This window comes from Enterobacter sp. JS8-1, from assembly GCF_049187015.1.
GTDB classification, from domain to species: Bacteria; Pseudomonadota; Gammaproteobacteria; order Enterobacterales; family Enterobacteriaceae; genus Enterobacter; species Enterobacter mori.
In genome coordinates, this window is record NZ_CP185805.1 from 3,536,782 (window position 1) to 3,553,635 (window position 16,854).

Sequence of the window (16,854 nt, forward strand, 5' to 3'; positions counted from 1 at the left end):
AAATTAAAAATCGAGCAGCTTTTCTTCGAGTTGTTCAGCACTGCTTCGCAGTTTATCGAGAAAACGGAGTTTGCGCACAGTGTCTGCCGCCACGTCCCAGGTCTCGTTGTTCAGTTGCTCCACCATCTGCTGATGGCGGGTATCGAACATACCCTTCACGCGAGTAATGAAGCTTTCCAGACGCGCTTCGTCTTTGGCCTGTTCAATCTCATCCAGTTCTTCGCGAAGCTCCAGCTGTTCCATCAGAAATGCGGTATCGCGCACGGTGTGCTGCTCGCTCGCGAGATCAAAGCCGTGGAGCGAAAGCAGGTATTCGGCACGGCTCAGCGGATGGCGCAGCGTCTGCCAGGCCTGGTTGATGGTCGCAGATTGGGAGACCGCAGCCAATTGCTCTGACTGAGTACCGCTCGCGAATTTATCCGGGTGGTACTGACGCTGCAGATCCTGAAAACGGATCGTCAGCGCCTGCAGATCAATCGGGTATTGAGCGGGTAGTCCGAAGAGAGTGAAGTAATCCATAACAATCTCAGGGGTAGCCTGTTAGAACAAACCCCACGCGTAGCAGGTAAGCCACGGTGGGGTTTCGGATGACGCGCGGTTAAACGTGGAAGCTTTCGCCGCAACCACACTCGTCTTTGACGTTAGGGTTCGTGAATTTGAACCCTTCGTTCAGGCCTTCTTTAACGAAGTCCAGCTGAGTGCCGTTGAGGAATTGCAGGCTTTTGCCATCGACCACCACCTTCACGCCCTTGTCTTCAAACACGGTGTCGTCAGACGCCGGTTCATCAACAAACTCCAGTACGTAAGCCATACCAGAACAGCCGGAGGTACGTACGCCCAGTCGCAGGCCAAAGCCTTTACCACGGTTCGCCAGAAAAGAGCTTACTCGCGCGGCAGCGCTGTCGCTAAGGGTAATCGACATACTCAAACCTCAATTATTTTGCTTCACGTTTGCTTTTATAGTCCGCAATGGCGGCTTTGATCGCGTCTTCTGCCAGAATTGAACAGTGAATTTTCACCGGTGGCAGTTCGAGTTCTTCAGCAATATCGGTGTTCTTGATTGCCTGTGCTTCGTCCAGAGACTTGCCCTTCACCCATTCGGTCACCAGGGAGCTGGACGCGATAGCAGAACCGCAGCCGTAGGTCTTGAAGCGCGCGTCTTCAATGATACCTTCATTGTTGACTTTAATCTGCAACTTCATCACGTCGCCACACGCCGGTGCGCCAACCATACCGCTACCGACAGATTCGTCGCTGTTGTCAAATGAGCCAACGTTGCGCGGGTTCTCGTAATGATCGATGACTTTTTCGCTGTATGCCATGATTGAATTCTCCTTATGTACCGATTAGTGATGTGACCATTCAATGCTGTTCAGATCCACGCCCTGCTTGAACATTTCCCACAGTGGAGAAAGGTCGCGCAGACGGCCGATGGAGTTGCGAACCAGCTTGATGGTGTAGTCAATCTCTTCTTCGGTAGTGAAACGACCTAAAGAGAAACGGATAGAGCTGTGTGCCAGCTCGTCAGTCATGCCCAGCGCGCGCAGCACGTAGGATGGCTCAAGGCTTGCAGACGTACAGGCAGAACCGGAAGAAACGGCCAGGTCTTTCAGCGCCATGATCAGCGATTCGCCTTCAACATAGTTGAAGCTGACGTTGAGGATGTTCGGTGCGCCCTGCTCGAGATCGCCGTTCAGATACACTTCTTCCATATCCTTCACGCCGTCCCACAGACGGTTACGCAGCGTGCGCAGGCGCGCCATCTCGGTTTCCATCTCTTCTTTCGCGATGCGGTACGCTTCGCCCATGCCCACGATCTGGTGAACAGGCAGCGTACCGGAACGCATGCCGCGCTCATGACCGCCGCCGTGCATCTGTGCTTCGATGCGGATACGTGGCTTACGACGAACGTACAGCGCGCCGATCCCTTTCGGGCCATAGATTTTGTGACCGGAGAAGGACATCAGATCCACTTTCAGCTGGCTCAGGTCGATAGGCAGTTTGCCCACGCTCTGGGTCGCGTCTACGTGGTAGATGATACCGCGCGCGCGGCACATTTCACCGATGGTCGCGATGTCCTGAACGACGCCGATTTCGTTGTTAACGTGCATGATGGAAACCAGAATGGTGTCATCACGCATGGCCGCTTCGAGCTCTTTCAGGTCGATGATCCCGTTGCTCTGCGGCGCCAGGTAAGTCACGTCGAACCCTTCACGCTCCAGCTGACGGCAGGTGTCCAGCACGGCTTTGTGTTCGGTTTTGCTGGTGATGATGTGCTTGCCTTTTTTCTGATAAAAGTTGGCTGCACCTTTGATCGCCAGGTTGTCGGATTCGGTCGCACCGGAGGTGAAAACAATTTCACGCGGGTCGGCACCGACCAGGTCAGCAATCTGATTACGGGCGATATCAACCGCCTCTTCAGCATGCCAGCCAAAACGGTGTGAACGGGAAGCTGGGTTACCAAAGTTTCCGTCCAGGGTCAGACACTGCATCATTTTCTCGGCAACACGCGGGTCCACCGGCGTGGTTGCGGAGTAGTCGAGATAAATCGGTAATTTCATTGCTCTTTAAACTCCGTACATCGCTTCAATGCAAGGAATCAGGCAACCGGCTGGATGTACGACCGAGTACACGGGGCGTGACCGCCCCGGCCTGATTCTGAAATACTTATCTTTTTATTACGCGCGCAGTTTGACGTCGATAGCGTCTTGCGCGCGGGTGCTGCGTTGTGATTCATGGCTTTGCTGACGACCCGATACGTCCAGAACTTCCTGGTTATTCACCAGTTCACCCAGGGTGATGTTGTTCAGGAAGCCGGTCAGACGGTCGCTCAGATCGCGCCACAGCGCGTGGGTCAGGCACTTATCGCCGCCCTGGCAGCCGCCTTTACCCTGGCAACGGGTCGCGTCAACGGATTCGTCAACCGCACTGATCACTTCGCCAACTGCAATACTGCCCGCGTCTTTACCCAGCAGATAGCCGCCGCCTGGGCCACGAACGCTGGAAACCAGTCCATTTTTACGCAGTCTGGAGAACAGCTGTTCCAGATAAGAGAGGGAGATCCCCTGTCGTTCAGAAATATCAGCCAACGGAACCGGGCCCGCTTCGGAGTTGAGCGCAACGTCCAGCATCGCGGTCACGGCATAACGCCCTTTAGATGTCAGTCTCATGTCTTACTTAACCTCAAACTCGCCCCTGCCCGGGGTTTTTTATTGTAAAATGGGGGTATTGCATAGCAGGGCCAAGTCTGACATTCCTGACTAAAATGGTCAACTATTTACTTGACTGTTTTAGTCAGGTATTTAACGTTCTGTGCCTTCATAATATAGGTGCGGCCTGATGCCCTCACCCCAGCCCTCTCCCACGGGGAGAGGGGGAAATCAACACTACTCTTTATTCTTCTGCTCAATCGATGCCAGGATCCCGCGCAGGATGTTCAGCTCCTGGCTTTCCGGACGCGCGCGGGTGAACATACGGCGCAGCTTGTTCATCACCTGTCCCGGGTGACCTTCGCGGATAAAGCCGGTTGAGAGCAGCGTCTGCTCCAGGTGACCGTAGAAGCGCTCAAGGTCGTCCACCAGCGGGTAGGCGCTCTCTTCCTGAGGCTCGGTACGCTCTTTTTCCTGCGTCGCCAGCCACGCCATACGCACTTCATAGGCGATAACCTGCACCGCCATCGCCAGGTTCAGCGAGCTGTATTCCGGGTTCGCCGCGATGGCGACGTGATAGTGGCACTTTTGCAGTTCGTCGTTGGTCAGGCCAACGCGCTCACGGCCAAACACCAGCGCAACCGGGGCCTGTTCCGCTTCTGAGACACTTTTCAGGCCGCATTCGCGCGGGTCCAGCATCGGCCACGGCAGCGTGCGGGAGCGCGCGCTTGTGCCGACAACGAGGCTGCAACCGGCCAGGGCTTCATCAAGGGTATCGACGATCTGGGCGTTGCCGATCACGTCGCTGGCACCGGCCGCCAGGGCGATGGCCTGCGAGTCTGGTTTTACCAGCGGGTTAACCAACCACAGGTTCGTTAAGCCCATGGTTTTCATAGCGCGGGCAACGGAGCCCATGTTGCCGGTGTGCGATGTTTCGACCAGCACGATTCGAATGTTTTGCAGCATAATTTTAGATGTCTGGATTCTGTGTCTGAAGAATATTCGGGCATATTATCATAAACGGGAGACATAATCCGATCCCGCTGCTATACTCTGCGCCGATTTTCCTGTTCTTTAACATCCAGTGAGAGAGACCGATGCATCCGATGCTGACCATCGCCGTGCGCGCAGCGCGCAAGGCGGGTAATGTAATTGCCAAACACTACGAAACCCCAGACTCCGTAGAAACCAGCCAGAAAGGCAGCAATGATTTCGTGACTAACGTCGATAAAGCCGCAGAAGCGATTATTATCGAAACGATCCGCAAATCTTACCCACAGCACACCATCATCACCGAAGAAAGCGGTGAACATGAAGGTACCGATCAGGATGTTCAATGGGTTATCGATCCACTGGATGGCACCACCAACTTCGTCAAACGCCTGCCACACTTCTCTGTGTCTATCGCAGTACGCATTAAAGGCCGTACTGAAGTCGCCGTTGTTTACGATCCAATGCGTAACGAACTGTTCACCGCTACCCGCGGTCAGGGCGCTCAGCTGAACGGCTACCGCCTGCGCTGCAGCAATGCACGCGATCTGGACGGCACCATTCTGGCGACCGGTTTCCCGTTCAAAGCGAAACAGCACGCGACGACCTATATGAATATCCTGGGCAAACTGTTCACCGAATGCGCAGATTTCCGTCGCACCGGTTCTGCAGCGCTGGATCTGGCCTACGTTGCGACCGGCCGCGTTGACGGTTACTTCGAGCTGTCACTGAAGCCGTGGGACTTTGCGGCGGGAGAGCTGATCGCACGTGAAGCAGGCGCGATTGTTTGCGATTTCACCGGCGGCCACAACTACATGACCACCGGCAACATCGTTGCAGGTAACCCACGCGTTGTTAAAGCCATGCTGGCAAATATGCGTGAAGAACTGAGCGATGCGCTGAAGCGCTAATGCCGAAAATTCCCTCTCCCACAGGGAGAGGGGATCCCAACTAAAACGGCCGCAATCCCCTCCCCACCGGCACCGCACTCATCCACATCGTCACCGCCGCCACCAGCAGAATCACCCCGCCCGCCAGCGCGAGCGTAGTCCACCCTACCTGTCGCCACAGCACCGGCGTTTTATTGCCGCTGAGTTTAACCGCCAACTGACGAAAGCTGTGTACCAGCAGCGCTAAAGACGAAATGGTGAGAGACGTTCCTGCCGCCATCGCCAGCGCGGACAGCATTCCCCAGCCAAACACGCCGATTACCTTACTGAACAGCAGCACCATGATCGCCCCCGAGCACGGGCGCATACCCATCGAGAGAACAATCATCAGCCGCGCGCGCCAGTCGTCGCCGTTCTGTAATTGTTCCTGCGTGGGCAGATGCTGATGCCCGCATCCGCAGTTTTCATCATGAACATGGTGCGGCGTAAAGGTCTTGAATTTCGGCTTTTGCAGCAGCACGCGCAGCTTTTTGAGCGCCCGCCAGCAGAGGATCAGCCCCAGCACGCCCACCAGCGCATAGCTCCCTTTTTCAAGCCAGAAGCTGCTCATGTGTAGCTGACGGGCAGGCAGCTGTAAGAGTGAAAGGACTATCACGACGAGCGCAATCGCCACGCCGCCCTGCAGCAGCGAGGAGGCCAGCGTCAGGCCAATGCTCGATCTCAACTTCGAGGGATGGGTAGCAAGCCAGGTGGTGATGACGATTTTGCCGTGCCCCGGCCCCAGCGCGTGCAGAACACCATAGATAAAGCTAAACGCCAGCAGGGAACCGCCCGCTTTTGTCGGGTTCTCCGCCACCGCCTTCAGCAGCCCGCTCATCTGTTGATTGACTTCACGCTGCCAGATGATGCTTTTCATCATCACCTGCGGCCAGGCCTGCCACAGCCAGAGCGAACAGCAAACGGCGAGCAGGAGAAAAAGCGCCAGCGGCCAGAGATGAAGCCAGCGGCGCGGTTTTTGGTGCGAAGAGGAGATCACTGACATTGTAACGTCACCTCCTGCGCAAATTGTTTACCCAGTTCCATGTCCTCCGGTGGCGCATCTTCTTTGTCGAGAGAGACCGCAAAGTTCAGCGTCTCTTCGCTGGGCTTTGGCGTGTGGACGGTAAGCTTACATTTCTTTTGTAGCGATGCCGGAAGCTGCACGTCGCTGTCCTCGGCGTAGCTCATATCGACATAGTAGGTGGGGTCAAAGGTGGAGAAACGATACTTTTGCCCTGCCAGCGGCTGAGGGTGTGCCAGCGGGAGAATAAATGTCAGCACCGCCTGATGCCCGTCTCGCGTCATACCGTATTCCGTGGGCCGGTTAAGAAATTTGACCTTTTGTCCGTTATGCCAGAACTCGGTGAAATAGTGCTGACCGAGCACGTTGGCCATCACTTCTGCCGCCAGCTTTTTCCAGATCTCATCGCCAGGCTTTGCGTTTCCCGCATCATAGAGCAGATCCGCCGAGGTGATTTCATCCATCGTCCAGCGCATTTTCAGGCCGCTGAGCTGCGTGCCGTCCGTCACAAGCTCGGTTTTCAGGCTGATAAAACTGTGAGGATGTGCGCTGACGGCAAAGGTGATAACCGCCAAAAATAACGCCATCGCGCTTTGTTTAACTATTTGCATCAATTCCTCACGTCAAAAATTCTGTGATGTTCCCCAGCAATCCTGAATGAAAGGCCTGCCGGCGCGCTTTTCAGCGCTCATCCTTTAGCTATTCTTATCAAACATTCACACTGGATACCCGACAGATGATGACGACGCTTGAAATTCCATCTGTGCTTTCCAGTTCGCAGCGCCGCTGCCAGGTGCTTTTGATGCTTTACCTGCCCGATGCTGCCGTCACCGCACAGAGCATAATCGCTGCCAATGGCGTGGACGACGCAATGGCACGGCAAGATATAGCCGAGACGCGCGATGAAATCCAGCGCTATCATCGGCTTGATATCGTCACGCACCTCGACGGCAGCTACCGAATTGAAGGTTCGGTCCTGAATCAGCGTTTATGCCTGCTGCACTGGCTGCGCAGGGCACTTCGGCTTTGCCCGCAGTTCGTCTCTCACCAGTTTACTCCCGCGCTTAAAACCGCACTTAAACAACAGGGCATCGCTCGTCCACTCTATGATGACACCAACCTGCGAGCATTGATCAACTTCTGTTCGCGAAAGCTTCAGCGTCCGTTTGACTGCCGCGACGTACAGTTTTTACAGCTGTTTTTGCAATACTGTCTGATCCAGCATCATCTGGGCAATACGCCGCAGTTTTCCCACGTTCAGCGCAGCTGGACGCAATCGAGAGGGGAATATTTCACCGCACAGGAAATCGTGCGCCACTGGAAACGGCGCGTTCCGCAGGGAACGCACAGCGATGAACAGCTGTTCCTCGCGCTGCTGTTTATGATGCTGCGCACCCCCGATCCGGTGCTTGACAGACATCAGCAGGATCAACGCCTGCGCCGCACCATAGTGCGGATGATCGCGCGCTTTCGGGCCCAAACCGGGATGAATTTTAGCGATGAACAGGGGCTGACCGATCAGCTTTATATCCATCTTGCTCAGGCGTTAGATCGCTCACTGTTTGAAATCGGCATCGATAACAGCCTGCCGGAAGAGATTCATCGGCTTTATCCGCGGCTGTTACGCACCACCAAAGAGGCGCTGTTTGAGCTGGAAGCGGAGTTCGGGCTGCGTTTCTCCGATGAAGAGATGAGCCTGGTGGCGGTGATTTTTGGTGCCTGGCTGATGCAGGAGACCGATCTGCATGAAAAACAGGTGGTGTTACTGACCGGGGAAGATAAAGCATGTGAAGCGTTGATTGAGCAGCAGCTGCGCGAGCTGACGCTGTTGCCGCTCAATATTCGTTATCTGACCCTGCACGCGTTTCAGAAGGAAGGTGCGCCCCGTGAAGCTGCGCTGGTGATCACCCCTTACCCAACCGCCCTGCCGTTGTTCTCGCCGCCGCTGATCCATGCCGTTGAGACATTGAACGCGCAGCAGCAAGAACATATTCGCGCGATGCTGGAATCCTAGTTACGCCCGTGCCGTCACTTTGGGGCGAACGAGCATTGCGGGTAGTGCAACGAGCGCCATCACCCAGAATACGCCGTGCCCAAGGTGCTGATACAGGAAGCCTGCAAAGACCGTCATCACGGCTATGCTGCCGCCCATTGCCACCGCAGAGTAGACCGCCTGCAGTCGAATCACATCCCCACCCTCTCGCGCAGAGATGTAGCGCATCGCCGCCAGGTGGCACACGGTAAAGGTACCGCAGTGCAGAATTTGCGCCAGAATCAGCCACGGCAGTTCGGTCGTCCAGCCCATAATCCCCCAGCGTGCCACGCCGCACACGGCAGAAAGCAGCAGCAAATCGCGCGCGCCGAAGCGACGGAACAGTTTTTTACTGAGCGCAAAGATGATCACTTCCGCCACGACGCCGAGCGACCACAGGTAGCCTACCGCAGAAGCAGAGTAGCCCGCCCCCTGCCAGTAGATGGCACTGAACCCATAGTACGCCGCATGCGCCCCCTGAAGGAGGCAAACGCACGCCAGAAAACGCCAGCTTTGTGCCACCAGGCTCCGCCAGGCCGGCCAGCCAGCGCTCTCCTGGTGACGGCTTTCGCCCTGCGGCATTACCGACGGACGCAACAACATCCCCAGCAGCATGGAGGCAATACCCACACTCAGTAACGCAAGGATGGCGTGATAGTCGTACAGGCTGACCAGCTTACCCACCAGCGCCGAGCCGATCACGAACGCAATCGATCCCCAGAGACGCACGCGGCCATAGTCCATGGTGATCTGCTTTTGCCAGGTGTTCGCCAGGGCATCCGTCAGCGGTACCAGCGGTGAGAAGAACAGGTTGAAGCCAACCATCACCACCATCAGCCAGGCAAACTGCTGACTCACCCAGAAGCAGGCGACAAAGACCAGAGTGAGCAGCGCAAGTATGCGCACGGCCTTGATCAGTAAGGAGGGATCGCTGACGCGCGGCGCAATCAGCAGACTGCCCAGGAAACGCGCCACCAGTCCTGCGCCAAGCAGAACGCCGATGGACTCAGGGGTGAGGCCGATTCCCTTGAGCCAGACGCTCCAGAAAGGCAGAAAAATACCGTAGCTAAAGAAGTAGGTGAAGTAGCTGAGCGCCAGCCAGCGCGTGGAATGCAAGACCATGAATCCCTCCCGAAATGGAGGCGATAGTCTGGCGTTTATCCTGCACTTTAGCAAGTCGTTAGCGCGCTATAAATTAACGATAAATTAACATCATGGACAGCCGGTCGGCGTATGGCGAGAGCGGCAAAATTGTATTACGTTTAAAGAACATCGCCTGAAGAGGTCGTTTGCCATGAACAGCTTACGTTATTTCGATTTCGGCTCCTCACGTTCTTTCCTGCTTTTGATTGCCCGTATTGCTATCGTTGTCCTGTTTATTATTTTTGGCTATCCCAAACTCACAGGGTTTAGCGGCACCGTTCAGTATATGACGTCGCTCGGCGCCCCCATGCCTATGCTGGCCGCGATTATTGCGGTGGTGATGGAAGTCCCCGCAGCAATTCTGATCGTGCTGGGCTTTTTCACCCGCCCCATCGCGGTGCTCTTTGTCTTTTATACGCTGGGAACGGCGGTGATAGGCCACCATTACTGGGATATGACCGGTGATGCGGTTGTGCCGAACATGATTAACTTCTATAAGAATGTGAGTATTGCTGGCGCATTTATTTTGCTGGCGATTGTGGGACCGGGGGCCATATCTCTTGACCGACGTTAGCCCATAAAAAAAGGCCGCAAGCGCGGCCTTTTTTATTTCTGCAAAGCAGAGGGATTATGCGTATACCGGGAAGCGTGCGCAGATATCCAGAACTTTACCTTTGACGCGCTCGATAACCGCTTCGTCATTGATGTTGTCCAGAACGTCACACATCCAGCCCGCCAGCTCTTTCACTTCCGCTTCTTTGAAGCCGCGGCGAGTCACGGCCGGAGACCCGATACGGATACCGGAGGTCACGAACGGGCTCTTCGGATCGTTTGGCACGCTGTTTTTGTTCACGGTGATGTTGGCGCGGCCCAGGGCTGCGTCAGCTTCTTTACCGGTCAGGTTCTTATCAACCAGATCCAGCAGGAACAGGTGGTTTTCAGTACCGCCAGACACCACTTTGTAGCCACGGCTCAGGAACACTTCCACCATCGCTTTGGCGTTTTTGGCAACCTGCTGCTGATAAACTTTGAACTCTGGCTCCATCGCTTCTTTCAGCGCTACCGCTTTTGCGGCGATAACGTGCATCAGCGGGCCGCCCTGCGCGCTTGGGAACACGGCGGAGTTCAGTTTCTTATACAGCTCTTCGTCACCGCCTTTCGCCAGGATCAGGCCACCGCGTGGACCCGCCAGGGTTTTGTGGGTGGTGGTGGTCACAACGTGAGCGTGTGGAACCGGGTTCGGGTAAACGCCTGCCGCGATCAGACCCGCAACGTGCGCCATATCAACGAACAGGTAAGCACCGATGCTGTCTGCGATTTCACGCATTTTTGCCCAGTCAACGATACCGGAGTAAGCAGAGAAGCCACCGATGATCATCTTCGGTTTATGCTCTTTGGCCTGCTTAGCCATGTCTTCGTAGTCAATTTTACCGGACTCATCAATACCGTAAGGGATGATGTTGTACAGTTTGCCGGAGAAGTTAACCGGGGAGCCGTGAGTCAGGTGGCCGCCCTGCGCCAGGTTCATACCCAGAACGGTATCGCCCGGCTGCAGCAGCGCGGTGTAGACAGCGAAGTTAGCCTGAGAGCCTGAGTGCGGCTGCACGTTCGCGTAGTCTGCGCCAAAGAGTTCTTTCGCACGGTCAATCGCCAGCTGCTCAACGATATCAACGTACTCGCAACCGCCGTAGTAGCGCTTGCCCGGATAACCTTCAGCGTATTTGTTGGTCAGCTGAGAACCCTGCGCCTGCATCACGCGCGGGCTGGTGTAGTTTTCGGAGGCGATCAGTTCGATGTGCTCTTCCTGACGTACTTTTTCCTGCTCCATAGCCTGCCACAGTTCGGCATCATAATCGGCAATGTTCATTTCACGCTTTAACATCCGCATCTCCTGACTCAGCTAACAAGTAAATTTTGGCCTGAAAAGGCAGTCCTGTTGGACGACGGGCAACAGTATAACTGAATAGTTCTGCGATAACAGGTCTTGACAAACGATTTTACGCAAACGTTTACCTCCACGCCGCGCAAGGGTTTGAGGAATAAAGCCCTCATCATTTTCAACGGATTTCTTTTCAGGTTTGTGATGCATATTTTTCATCTTGCAAAGAACCATTTACAACGCAGGGTTATTTTTTATAAGATGCATTTAAAATACATCATTAAATATAACATCAGAAGGACGCGCTCATGCTCGACGCTCAAACCATCGCTACCGTTAAGTCCACCATTCCCCTGCTGGTGGAAACCGGCCCTAAACTCACCGCGCATTTCTACGATCGCATGTTCTCGCACAATCCGGAGCTCAAAGAAATTTTCAACATGAGCAACCAGCGCAATGGCGACCAGCGTGAAGCGTTGTTTAACGCCATCGCAGCCTACGCCAGCAATATCGAAAACCTGGCGGCATTGCTGCCTGCGGTAGAAAAGATTGCGCAGAAACATACCAGCTTCCAGATCCAGCCTGAGCAGTACAACATCGTTGGCGGCCACCTGCTGGCCACGCTGGACGAAATGTTCAGCCCGGGCCAGGAAGTGCTGGACGCGTGGGGTAAAGCCTACGGCGTGCTGGCAAACGTGTTTATCAACCGTGAAGCGCAAATCTACAGCGAAAACGCCAGCAAGAACGGCGGCTGGGAAGGCACGCGCGCGTTCCGCATCGTCGAGAAAACCCCACGCAGTGCATTGATTACCAGCTTTGAATTTGAGCCGGTGGACGGTAAACCTGTGGCCGAATATCAACCGGGCCAGTATCTGGGCGTGTGGCTGAAGCCTGAAGGTTTCCCGCATCAGGAAATTCGCCAGTATTCCCTCACCCGCAAGCCAAACGGCAAAGGCTACCGCATTGCGGTGAAACGCGAAGATGGAGGTCAGGTCTCAACCTGGCTGCACAACGAAGCCAGCGTGGGCGATGTGGTTCATCTGGCCGCGCCTGCGGGTGATTTCTTTATGGCCGTTGACGGCAATACGCCAGTAACGCTGATCTCTGCGGGTGTCGGTCAAACGCCAATGCTGGCGATGCTCGATACGCTGGCAAATGCAAACCACGACGCGCAGGTAAACTGGTTCCACGCCGCAGAGAACGGCGACGTTCACGCCTTTGCGGATGAAGTGAAAACGCTCGGGGCGTCCCTGCCGCGCTTCACCGCGCATACCTGGTATCGCCTGCCGACGGACGCAGACCGCCAGGCCTCACGCTTCGACAGCGAAGGTCTGATGAATTTAAGCCAGCATGAAGGGGCGTTTAGCGCACCGGACATGCAGTTTTACGTCTGTGGGCCGGTGGCGTTTATGCAGTATGCCGCGAAGCAGCTGGTAGACCTGGGTGTGGACAAGGACAACATTCATTACGAATGCTTCGGGCCGCATAAAGTGCTGTAATGAAAAAGCCCCTCGTTCGAGGGGCTTTTTTTCGCCGGGTGGCGGCTGCTCCTTACCCGGCCTACAAAACCGTTGGCGCTGTTAAATCGCAGCGTCGTCTTCTTCACCGGTACGGATACGGATCACGCGCGCCACGTCAAAGACGAAGATTTTCCCGTCGCCAATTTTGCCCGTCTGCGCGGTACGAATGATGGTATCCACACAGGTATCCACGATATCGTCGCTGACCACGATTTCAATTTTTACTTTCGGCAGAAAGTCGACCATGTACTCCGCGCCACGGTAAAGCTCGGTGTGGCCCTTCTGACGACCAAAACCTTTCACTTCCGTTACTGTCATCCCGGTGATGCCAACTTCCGCCAGCGCTTCACGTACATCATCCAGTTTGAAAGGTTTAATAATCGCATCAATCTTTTTCATGGTGGGTCCTTAAACTCATGCCTGTAAGCTGCCTCGTAATCGATTGCTCACAGTACCATACGGCATTACTCTTTAAAATCGTTTGCTTCCAGCTCGTGGCGCGACAGCAGCTTGTAGAACTCGGTGCGGTTGCGTCCGGCCATGCGCGCCGCGTGGGTTACGTTACCCTTCGTAATCTGCAGCAGTTTGCGCAGGTAGTTCAGTTCGAACTGGTTACGCGCTTCGGCAAAGGTCGGCAACGCCGTGTTTTCTCCTTCCAGCGCCTGCTCCACCAGCGCGTCGCTGATAACGGGCGACGACGTCAGCGCCACGCACTGCTCAATCACGTTGACCAACTGGCGCACGTTGCCAGGCCACCCGGCGGTCATTAGCCTTTTCATTGCATCAGTGGAAAACGCGCGCACGAAGGGTTTATGGCGATCCGCGGACTGGCGCAGCAGATGGTTTGCCAGCAGTGGGATATCTTCCGCACGCTCGGCCAGCGCAGGAATTTTCAGGTTCACCACGTTCAGGCGGTAGTAGAGATCTTCACGAAACTCATTTCGCGCCATCACTTTTGGCAGATCCCGGTGGGTGGCGGAAATAATACGCACGTTGATGTCTATATCGCGGTTGCTGCCGAGCGGACGCACCTTTCTCTCCTGCAACACGCGCAGCAGTTTCACCTGCAACGGCGCAGGCATATCGCCAATCTCGTCGAGGAACAGCGTGCCGCCTTCCGCCGCCTGGAACAACCCTTCCCGGCTGCTCACCGCGCCGGTGAAGGCGCCGCGCGCGTGACCAAAGAGTTCGGATTCAAGAAGCTGTTCCGGCAGCGCGCCGCAGTTAATGGCGATAAAGGCATTTTTAGCGCGCGGGCTGGCGTTGTGGATCGCCTGCGCCAGGATCTCTTTCCCGGTACCGCTCTGGCCGTTAATCAAAACGCTGACGTCAGATTGCGCCACCATTCGCGCCTGCTCAAGCAGACGCAGCATGACGGGGCTTCGCGTCACGATGGACTCGCGCCAGGCATCATCACCAGAAGGCGCGGCATGCTCCAGCGCGCTGTCGATGGCTTTATAAAGCGCGTCCTTGTCCACCGGTTTAGTGAGGAAGCTGAACACCCCTTGCTGGGTTGCCGCGACCGCATCCGGGATCGAGCCGTGGGCGGTCAAGATGATAACCGGCATGCCAGGCTGCTGCTTTTGAATCTCTGCAAAAAGCTGCAGGCCATCCATTTCGTCCATCCGCAGATCGCTGATCACCAGATCAATCTTCTCGCGGCTGAGCACTTTCAGCCCCTCCTGCCCGCTTTCCGCCGTCACAACGCTGTAGCCTTCACTGACCAGGCGCATTCCCAGCAGCTTTAACAGCCCAGGATCGTCATCGACCAGTAAGAGATGGGCAGGTTTACGGCTTGTCATGGCTTCACATCCTCTTCTTTCTGCGCGTCACCGTCTGGCGATGCGGCAGAATTTCCTTTCGACGAATCTGGCAAATAGCTGCCTGCGGGTTTACGCGTCGACAGTTGCCTTTCAATATCGGTCAGATTTTCAAGCTTGCGCGTGGTGGTCTCAAGCTGGGTGCGCAGATAATTCTGCTGCTGGCGAAGCGTATCAAGCTCGCCGTCCGTTGACTGCTGTAATTTGCTGTAGCGGGAACGCTCTTCAGACAGCTGAAGCTGTAATGCCTGGCCGTCCCGCCAGAGTTGATATATCGGCCGCACCTGCGCAGGAATGTTGGCGCTGAACGCGTCCAGACGCGTGATATTCGTGCGGCGCTCGACGGGCGTGATTTTGGCATCGCCAAGCAGAATGGCACGTTTAAAGGTCGCCTGCCATGCGTTGTCGCCCCACATCGTGGCTTGCGCACGTGCCTCTACGGGTTCCAGACGCTGCGCACAATCGATGCCACGTAGCCAAAACAGCGGGTTGGTATCAACTTCATGTCCTGATAAGTGCCAGATGCCCTCGCAGGGGGTGGTCAGGAAATCCGCCAGCTGATTTTCAGGCCATTTTTCTGCCGGCTTTTCACTGATTGCGCTCTTCGGGGCATGGGTCACACACCCCGCCAGCAGTAAACACGGCAGACTTAGACGTACGGTATTGCGGGAAAACATCGCGCGTGCGGCGCGGAAAAAAACGTGTGACATACTCACCAGACTTAGATTCATTTTATTGATTTTCCGGCTTAAGAGGCAGTTCGATACGAAAGCACACATCCGACCGTTCATCACTGACGATATTAAGTTCGCCGTGCATGCGTCGTATGCCGTCGCGGGCAATACTGAGGCCCAGACCACTTCCTTTTACCGCACCTTTTCGCTGATGACTGCCCTGGAAAAAGGGTTCAAAAATCATCGTTTTTTCTTCATCCGGAATCGGGGTGCCCGTATTCGCTACATCGATAAACACCCGGGAACCCGCCCTGTAGCTTCGGATATAAATGTTACCGGATTCAGTACCATAGTGCACCGCATTGGAATAAAGATTATCCAGAACGCTCATAAACAGCATGGGCTCTGCAAGACAAGCGGGCTCGCTAAGATCGACCTGGGTATGCATCATTTTAGCTCTTGCTGGCAGGCTATGGGCGGAGATCACCATATCCACTATCGGTGCAATCTCCACATTTTCCAGTACCACTGCCCCGTCCGCCAGCTTACGGTTGTAGTCCAGCAGTTGCTCAATCAGCTTTTGCAGATTCCGGCTGCTGTCATCGAGGATCTCGACAATCTCTTTTTGCTCAGAGGTCAGCGGGCCAGCCACTTCGTCCGCCAGCAGCTCGGTGCCTTCTCGCATGCTGGCGAGAGGCGTTTTGAGTTCGTGGGAAATGTGACGGAGGAACTGATGACGCTGCGTTTCCAGCCACGCCAGGCGTTCGGAAAGCCAGATGATCCGCTGACCCACTGAACGCAGCTCGCGCGGCCCGGTGAAAACAACCGTATCACCGAGAGACTTCCCCTCACCCAGACGGTTAATCATCCGCTGTATGCCCTTCACCGGACCGATAATCATGCGGGTGAACAGCAGAACCAGAGCAAGACTGACCAGGAACAGGACCAGCGCCTGCCAGCCGAAGAATTGACCGCGCTCGGCGATTTCCTGCTGCAGCTGCTGCCCGCGAGAGAAGATCACCGTGCGTGTAGACTGGACCATATCCGTATTGGCATTAGCAAAAGCTTCCAGCCGCGCGGCGGCGGCGGCATCCGGGCCGCTATTTTTACACTGTAGCTGAGCCAGATCGTTCAGGTCCTGACGTAATGCCTGGTAGAGTTTGTCGTCCGGCAGCACGCCCGCGTGGGCATCCAGCATTTCGCTGTAGCGTTTACGTTGATTCTGGTAAACCCGCTCCAGGGTGCGATCGTCCAGCACGCAATACTGGCGATAGCTACGCTCCATCTCCAGCGCGGCGTTAGTCATTGCTTCGCTTCGCCTTGCATCAATTAGCGTCGTGCGATTCGTCAATGCCGCCTGTGCGCTTAGCGCATTGAGACTTTGCCAGGCCTGCCACGCCAGTATCAGTAAAGGGAGCAGGATCAGCAGGAATGCCATCATGACGAGCTGTCGCAGGGAGCGAGGGAAAACAGACCAGCGTTTCAACGCATTACTCTCTTAATGGGGGTTTACGCAGAGCGTAACTGAGTCTGCCCTTCAGATACAACAAAGCCGGGTAAAAACCCGGCTTTGTTGTGGAATGAGGCGGTGCCTAACTCGACGTTTCGCCCTGTCCTGATAAAGCATCGCTATGATCAGTAGTTGGACGGCAGGCACCTTTTTGTGCGTCATTCTAAGTTTATGTAGCGCGTCCCGA

Annotated in this window: 18 protein-coding genes; 4 read left to right on the forward strand and 14 right to left on the reverse strand. The window is 55.4% G+C overall.

Annotated features, from left to right (window positions below):
* Positions 1-3: 3 nt before the first annotated feature.
* From hscB to trmJ, 6 genes are all read right to left on the reverse strand, one after another.
* Positions 4-519: a co-chaperone HscB gene (gene hscB / locus ACOQH0_RS16725; RefSeq protein WP_010433997.1), complete on the reverse strand. Its 516-nt coding sequence runs from the start codon at positions 517-519 to the stop codon at positions 4-6.
* Positions 520-598: 79 nt separating this feature from the next.
* On the reverse strand, positions 599-922 hold the full coding sequence (gene iscA / locus ACOQH0_RS16730) for an iron-sulfur cluster assembly protein IscA (RefSeq protein WP_003860659.1): 324 nt from the start codon (positions 920-922) through the stop codon (positions 599-601).
* A 13-nt stretch (positions 923-935) separates the two neighbouring features.
* On the reverse strand, positions 936-1,322 hold the full coding sequence (iscU, locus tag ACOQH0_RS16735; protein WP_003860661.1) for a Fe-S cluster assembly scaffold IscU: 387 nt from the start codon (positions 1,320-1,322) through the stop codon (positions 936-938).
* Between the two features lie 24 nt (positions 1,323-1,346).
* On the reverse strand, positions 1,347-2,561 hold the full coding sequence (iscS, locus tag ACOQH0_RS16740) for a cysteine desulfurase (protein WP_020883022.1): 1,215 nt from the start codon (positions 2,559-2,561) through the stop codon (positions 1,347-1,349).
* A 117-nt stretch (positions 2,562-2,678) separates the two neighbouring features.
* The gene (gene iscR / locus ACOQH0_RS16745) at positions 2,679-3,170 is read right to left on the reverse strand and encodes a Fe-S cluster assembly transcriptional regulator IscR (protein ID WP_089597799.1); all 492 of its coding nucleotides are present in this window, start codon (positions 3,168-3,170) and stop codon (positions 2,679-2,681) included.
* Positions 3,171-3,386: 216 nt separating this feature from the next.
* On the reverse strand, positions 3,387-4,115 hold the full coding sequence (gene trmJ / locus ACOQH0_RS16750) for a tRNA (cytosine(32)/uridine(32)-2'-O)-methyltransferase TrmJ (protein WP_010434012.1): 729 nt from the start codon (positions 4,113-4,115) through the stop codon (positions 3,387-3,389).
* A 131-nt stretch (positions 4,116-4,246) separates the two neighbouring features.
* Between trmJ and suhB the strand changes: the two genes are divergently transcribed.
* Positions 4,247-5,050 (forward strand): inositol-1-monophosphatase, encoded by an 804-nt coding sequence (gene suhB, locus ACOQH0_RS16755; RefSeq protein ID WP_010434013.1) that lies wholly within the window; start codon positions 4,247-4,249, stop codon positions 5,048-5,050.
* A 40-nt stretch (positions 5,051-5,090) separates the two neighbouring features.
* Here the strand turns inward: suhB and ACOQH0_RS16760 are convergent, their stop codons facing one another.
* Both ACOQH0_RS16760 and ACOQH0_RS16765 read right to left on the reverse strand, forming a co-directional pair.
* Positions 5,091-6,071, reverse strand: a complete 981-nt coding sequence (locus tag ACOQH0_RS16760) for a nickel/cobalt transporter (RefSeq protein WP_421510853.1) — start codon at positions 6,069-6,071, stop codon at positions 5,091-5,093.
* A complete protein-coding gene (locus ACOQH0_RS16765) occupies positions 6,062-6,700 on the reverse strand; it encodes a DUF1007 family protein (RefSeq protein ID WP_108416738.1) in 639 nt (212 codons plus the stop codon). Before ACOQH0_RS16765 ends, ACOQH0_RS16760 begins: the two co-directional genes overlap by 10 nt.
* Positions 6,701-6,825: 125 nt before the next feature.
* Between ACOQH0_RS16765 and csiE the strand changes: the two genes are divergently transcribed.
* Positions 6,826-8,103: a stationary phase inducible protein CsiE gene (csiE, locus tag ACOQH0_RS16770; RefSeq protein WP_010434019.1), complete on the forward strand. Its 1,278-nt coding sequence runs from the start codon at positions 6,826-6,828 to the stop codon at positions 8,101-8,103.
* On the opposite strand, the gene ACOQH0_RS16775 is transcribed toward csiE, so the two are convergent.
* On the reverse strand, positions 8,104-9,243 hold the full coding sequence (locus ACOQH0_RS16775; RefSeq protein WP_010434021.1) for a 3-phenylpropionate MFS transporter: 1,140 nt from the start codon (positions 9,241-9,243) through the stop codon (positions 8,104-8,106).
* A gap of 172 nt (positions 9,244-9,415) precedes the next feature.
* Between ACOQH0_RS16775 and ACOQH0_RS16780 the strand changes: the two genes are divergently transcribed.
* A complete protein-coding gene (locus ACOQH0_RS16780) occupies positions 9,416-9,838 on the forward strand; it encodes a DoxX family protein (RefSeq protein ID WP_032653045.1) in 423 nt (140 codons plus the stop codon).
* A 54-nt stretch (positions 9,839-9,892) separates the two neighbouring features.
* Here ACOQH0_RS16780 and glyA read toward each other — a convergent pair whose 3' ends face one another.
* On the reverse strand, positions 9,893-11,146 hold the full coding sequence (gene glyA / locus ACOQH0_RS16785; protein ID WP_046888197.1) for a serine hydroxymethyltransferase: 1,254 nt from the start codon (positions 11,144-11,146) through the stop codon (positions 9,893-9,895).
* A gap of 305 nt (positions 11,147-11,451) precedes the next feature.
* On the opposite strand from glyA, the gene hmpA reads away from it, so the two are divergent.
* Positions 11,452-12,642, forward strand: coding sequence for an NO-inducible flavohemoprotein (hmpA, locus tag ACOQH0_RS16790; protein WP_407586126.1), 1,191 nt, complete (start codon positions 11,452-11,454; stop codon positions 12,640-12,642).
* Between the two features lie 81 nt (positions 12,643-12,723).
* Here the strand turns inward: hmpA and glnB are convergent, their stop codons facing one another.
* The 4 genes from glnB to qseE form a co-directional block, all read right to left on the reverse strand.
* Positions 12,724-13,062, reverse strand: coding sequence for a nitrogen regulatory protein P-II (glnB, locus tag ACOQH0_RS16795; protein WP_003860685.1), 339 nt, complete (start codon positions 13,060-13,062; stop codon positions 12,724-12,726).
* 65 nt (positions 13,063-13,127) lie between these two features.
* The gene (glrR, locus tag ACOQH0_RS16800) at positions 13,128-14,465 is read right to left on the reverse strand and encodes a two-component system response regulator GlrR (protein WP_100165739.1); all 1,338 of its coding nucleotides are present in this window, start codon (positions 14,463-14,465) and stop codon (positions 13,128-13,130) included.
* A complete protein-coding gene (qseG, locus tag ACOQH0_RS16805) occupies positions 14,462-15,214 on the reverse strand; it encodes a two-component system QseEF-associated lipoprotein QseG (RefSeq protein WP_421510854.1) in 753 nt (250 codons plus the stop codon). Before qseG ends, glrR begins: the two co-directional genes overlap by 4 nt.
* Before the next feature lies 1 nt (position 15,215).
* Positions 15,216-16,643, reverse strand: coding sequence for a two component system sensor histidine kinase QseE/GlrK (gene qseE / locus ACOQH0_RS16810; protein ID WP_421510855.1), 1,428 nt, complete (start codon positions 16,641-16,643; stop codon positions 15,216-15,218).
* Positions 16,644-16,854: the final 211 nt, after the last annotated feature.

Bases quoted from the DNA above. Each gene is read 5' to 3' on its own strand.
- hscB (WP_010433997.1), bottom strand. From the start codon at position 519: ATGGATTACTTCACTCTCTTCGGACTACCCGCTCAATACCCGATTGAT.
- iscA (WP_003860659.1), bottom strand. From the start codon at position 922: ATGTCGATTACCCTTAGCGACAGCGCTGCCGCGCGAGTAAGCTCTTTT.
- iscU (WP_003860661.1), bottom strand. From the start codon at position 1,322: ATGGCATACAGCGAAAAAGTCATCGATCATTACGAGAACCCGCGCAAC.
- iscS (WP_020883022.1), bottom strand. From the start codon at position 2,561: ATGAAATTACCGATTTATCTCGACTACTCCGCAACCACGCCGGTGGAC.
- iscR (WP_089597799.1), bottom strand. From the start codon at position 3,170: ATGAGACTGACATCTAAAGGGCGTTATGCCGTGACCGCGATGCTGGAC.
- trmJ (WP_010434012.1), bottom strand. From the start codon at position 4,115: ATGCTGCAAAACATTCGAATCGTGCTGGTCGAAACATCGCACACCGGC.
- suhB (WP_010434013.1), top strand. From the start codon at position 4,247: ATGCATCCGATGCTGACCATCGCCGTGCGCGCAGCGCGCAAGGCGGGT.
- ACOQH0_RS16760 (WP_421510853.1), bottom strand. From the start codon at position 6,071: ATGTCAGTGATCTCCTCTTCGCACCAAAAACCGCGCCGCTGGCTTCAT.
- ACOQH0_RS16765 (WP_108416738.1), bottom strand. From the start codon at position 6,700: ATGCAAATAGTTAAACAAAGCGCGATGGCGTTATTTTTGGCGGTTATC.
- csiE (WP_010434019.1), top strand. From the start codon at position 6,826: ATGATGACGACGCTTGAAATTCCATCTGTGCTTTCCAGTTCGCAGCGC.
- ACOQH0_RS16775 (WP_010434021.1), bottom strand. From the start codon at position 9,243: ATGGTCTTGCATTCCACGCGCTGGCTGGCGCTCAGCTACTTCACCTAC.
- ACOQH0_RS16780 (WP_032653045.1), top strand. From the start codon at position 9,416: ATGAACAGCTTACGTTATTTCGATTTCGGCTCCTCACGTTCTTTCCTG.
- glyA (WP_046888197.1), bottom strand. From the start codon at position 11,146: ATGTTAAAGCGTGAAATGAACATTGCCGATTATGATGCCGAACTGTGG.
- hmpA (WP_407586126.1), top strand. From the start codon at position 11,452: ATGCTCGACGCTCAAACCATCGCTACCGTTAAGTCCACCATTCCCCTG.
- glnB (WP_003860685.1), bottom strand. From the start codon at position 13,062: ATGAAAAAGATTGATGCGATTATTAAACCTTTCAAACTGGATGATGTA.
- glrR (WP_100165739.1), bottom strand. From the start codon at position 14,465: ATGACAAGCCGTAAACCTGCCCATCTCTTACTGGTCGATGACGATCCT.
- qseG (WP_421510854.1), bottom strand. From the start codon at position 15,214: ATGAATCTAAGTCTGGTGAGTATGTCACACGTTTTTTTCCGCGCCGCA.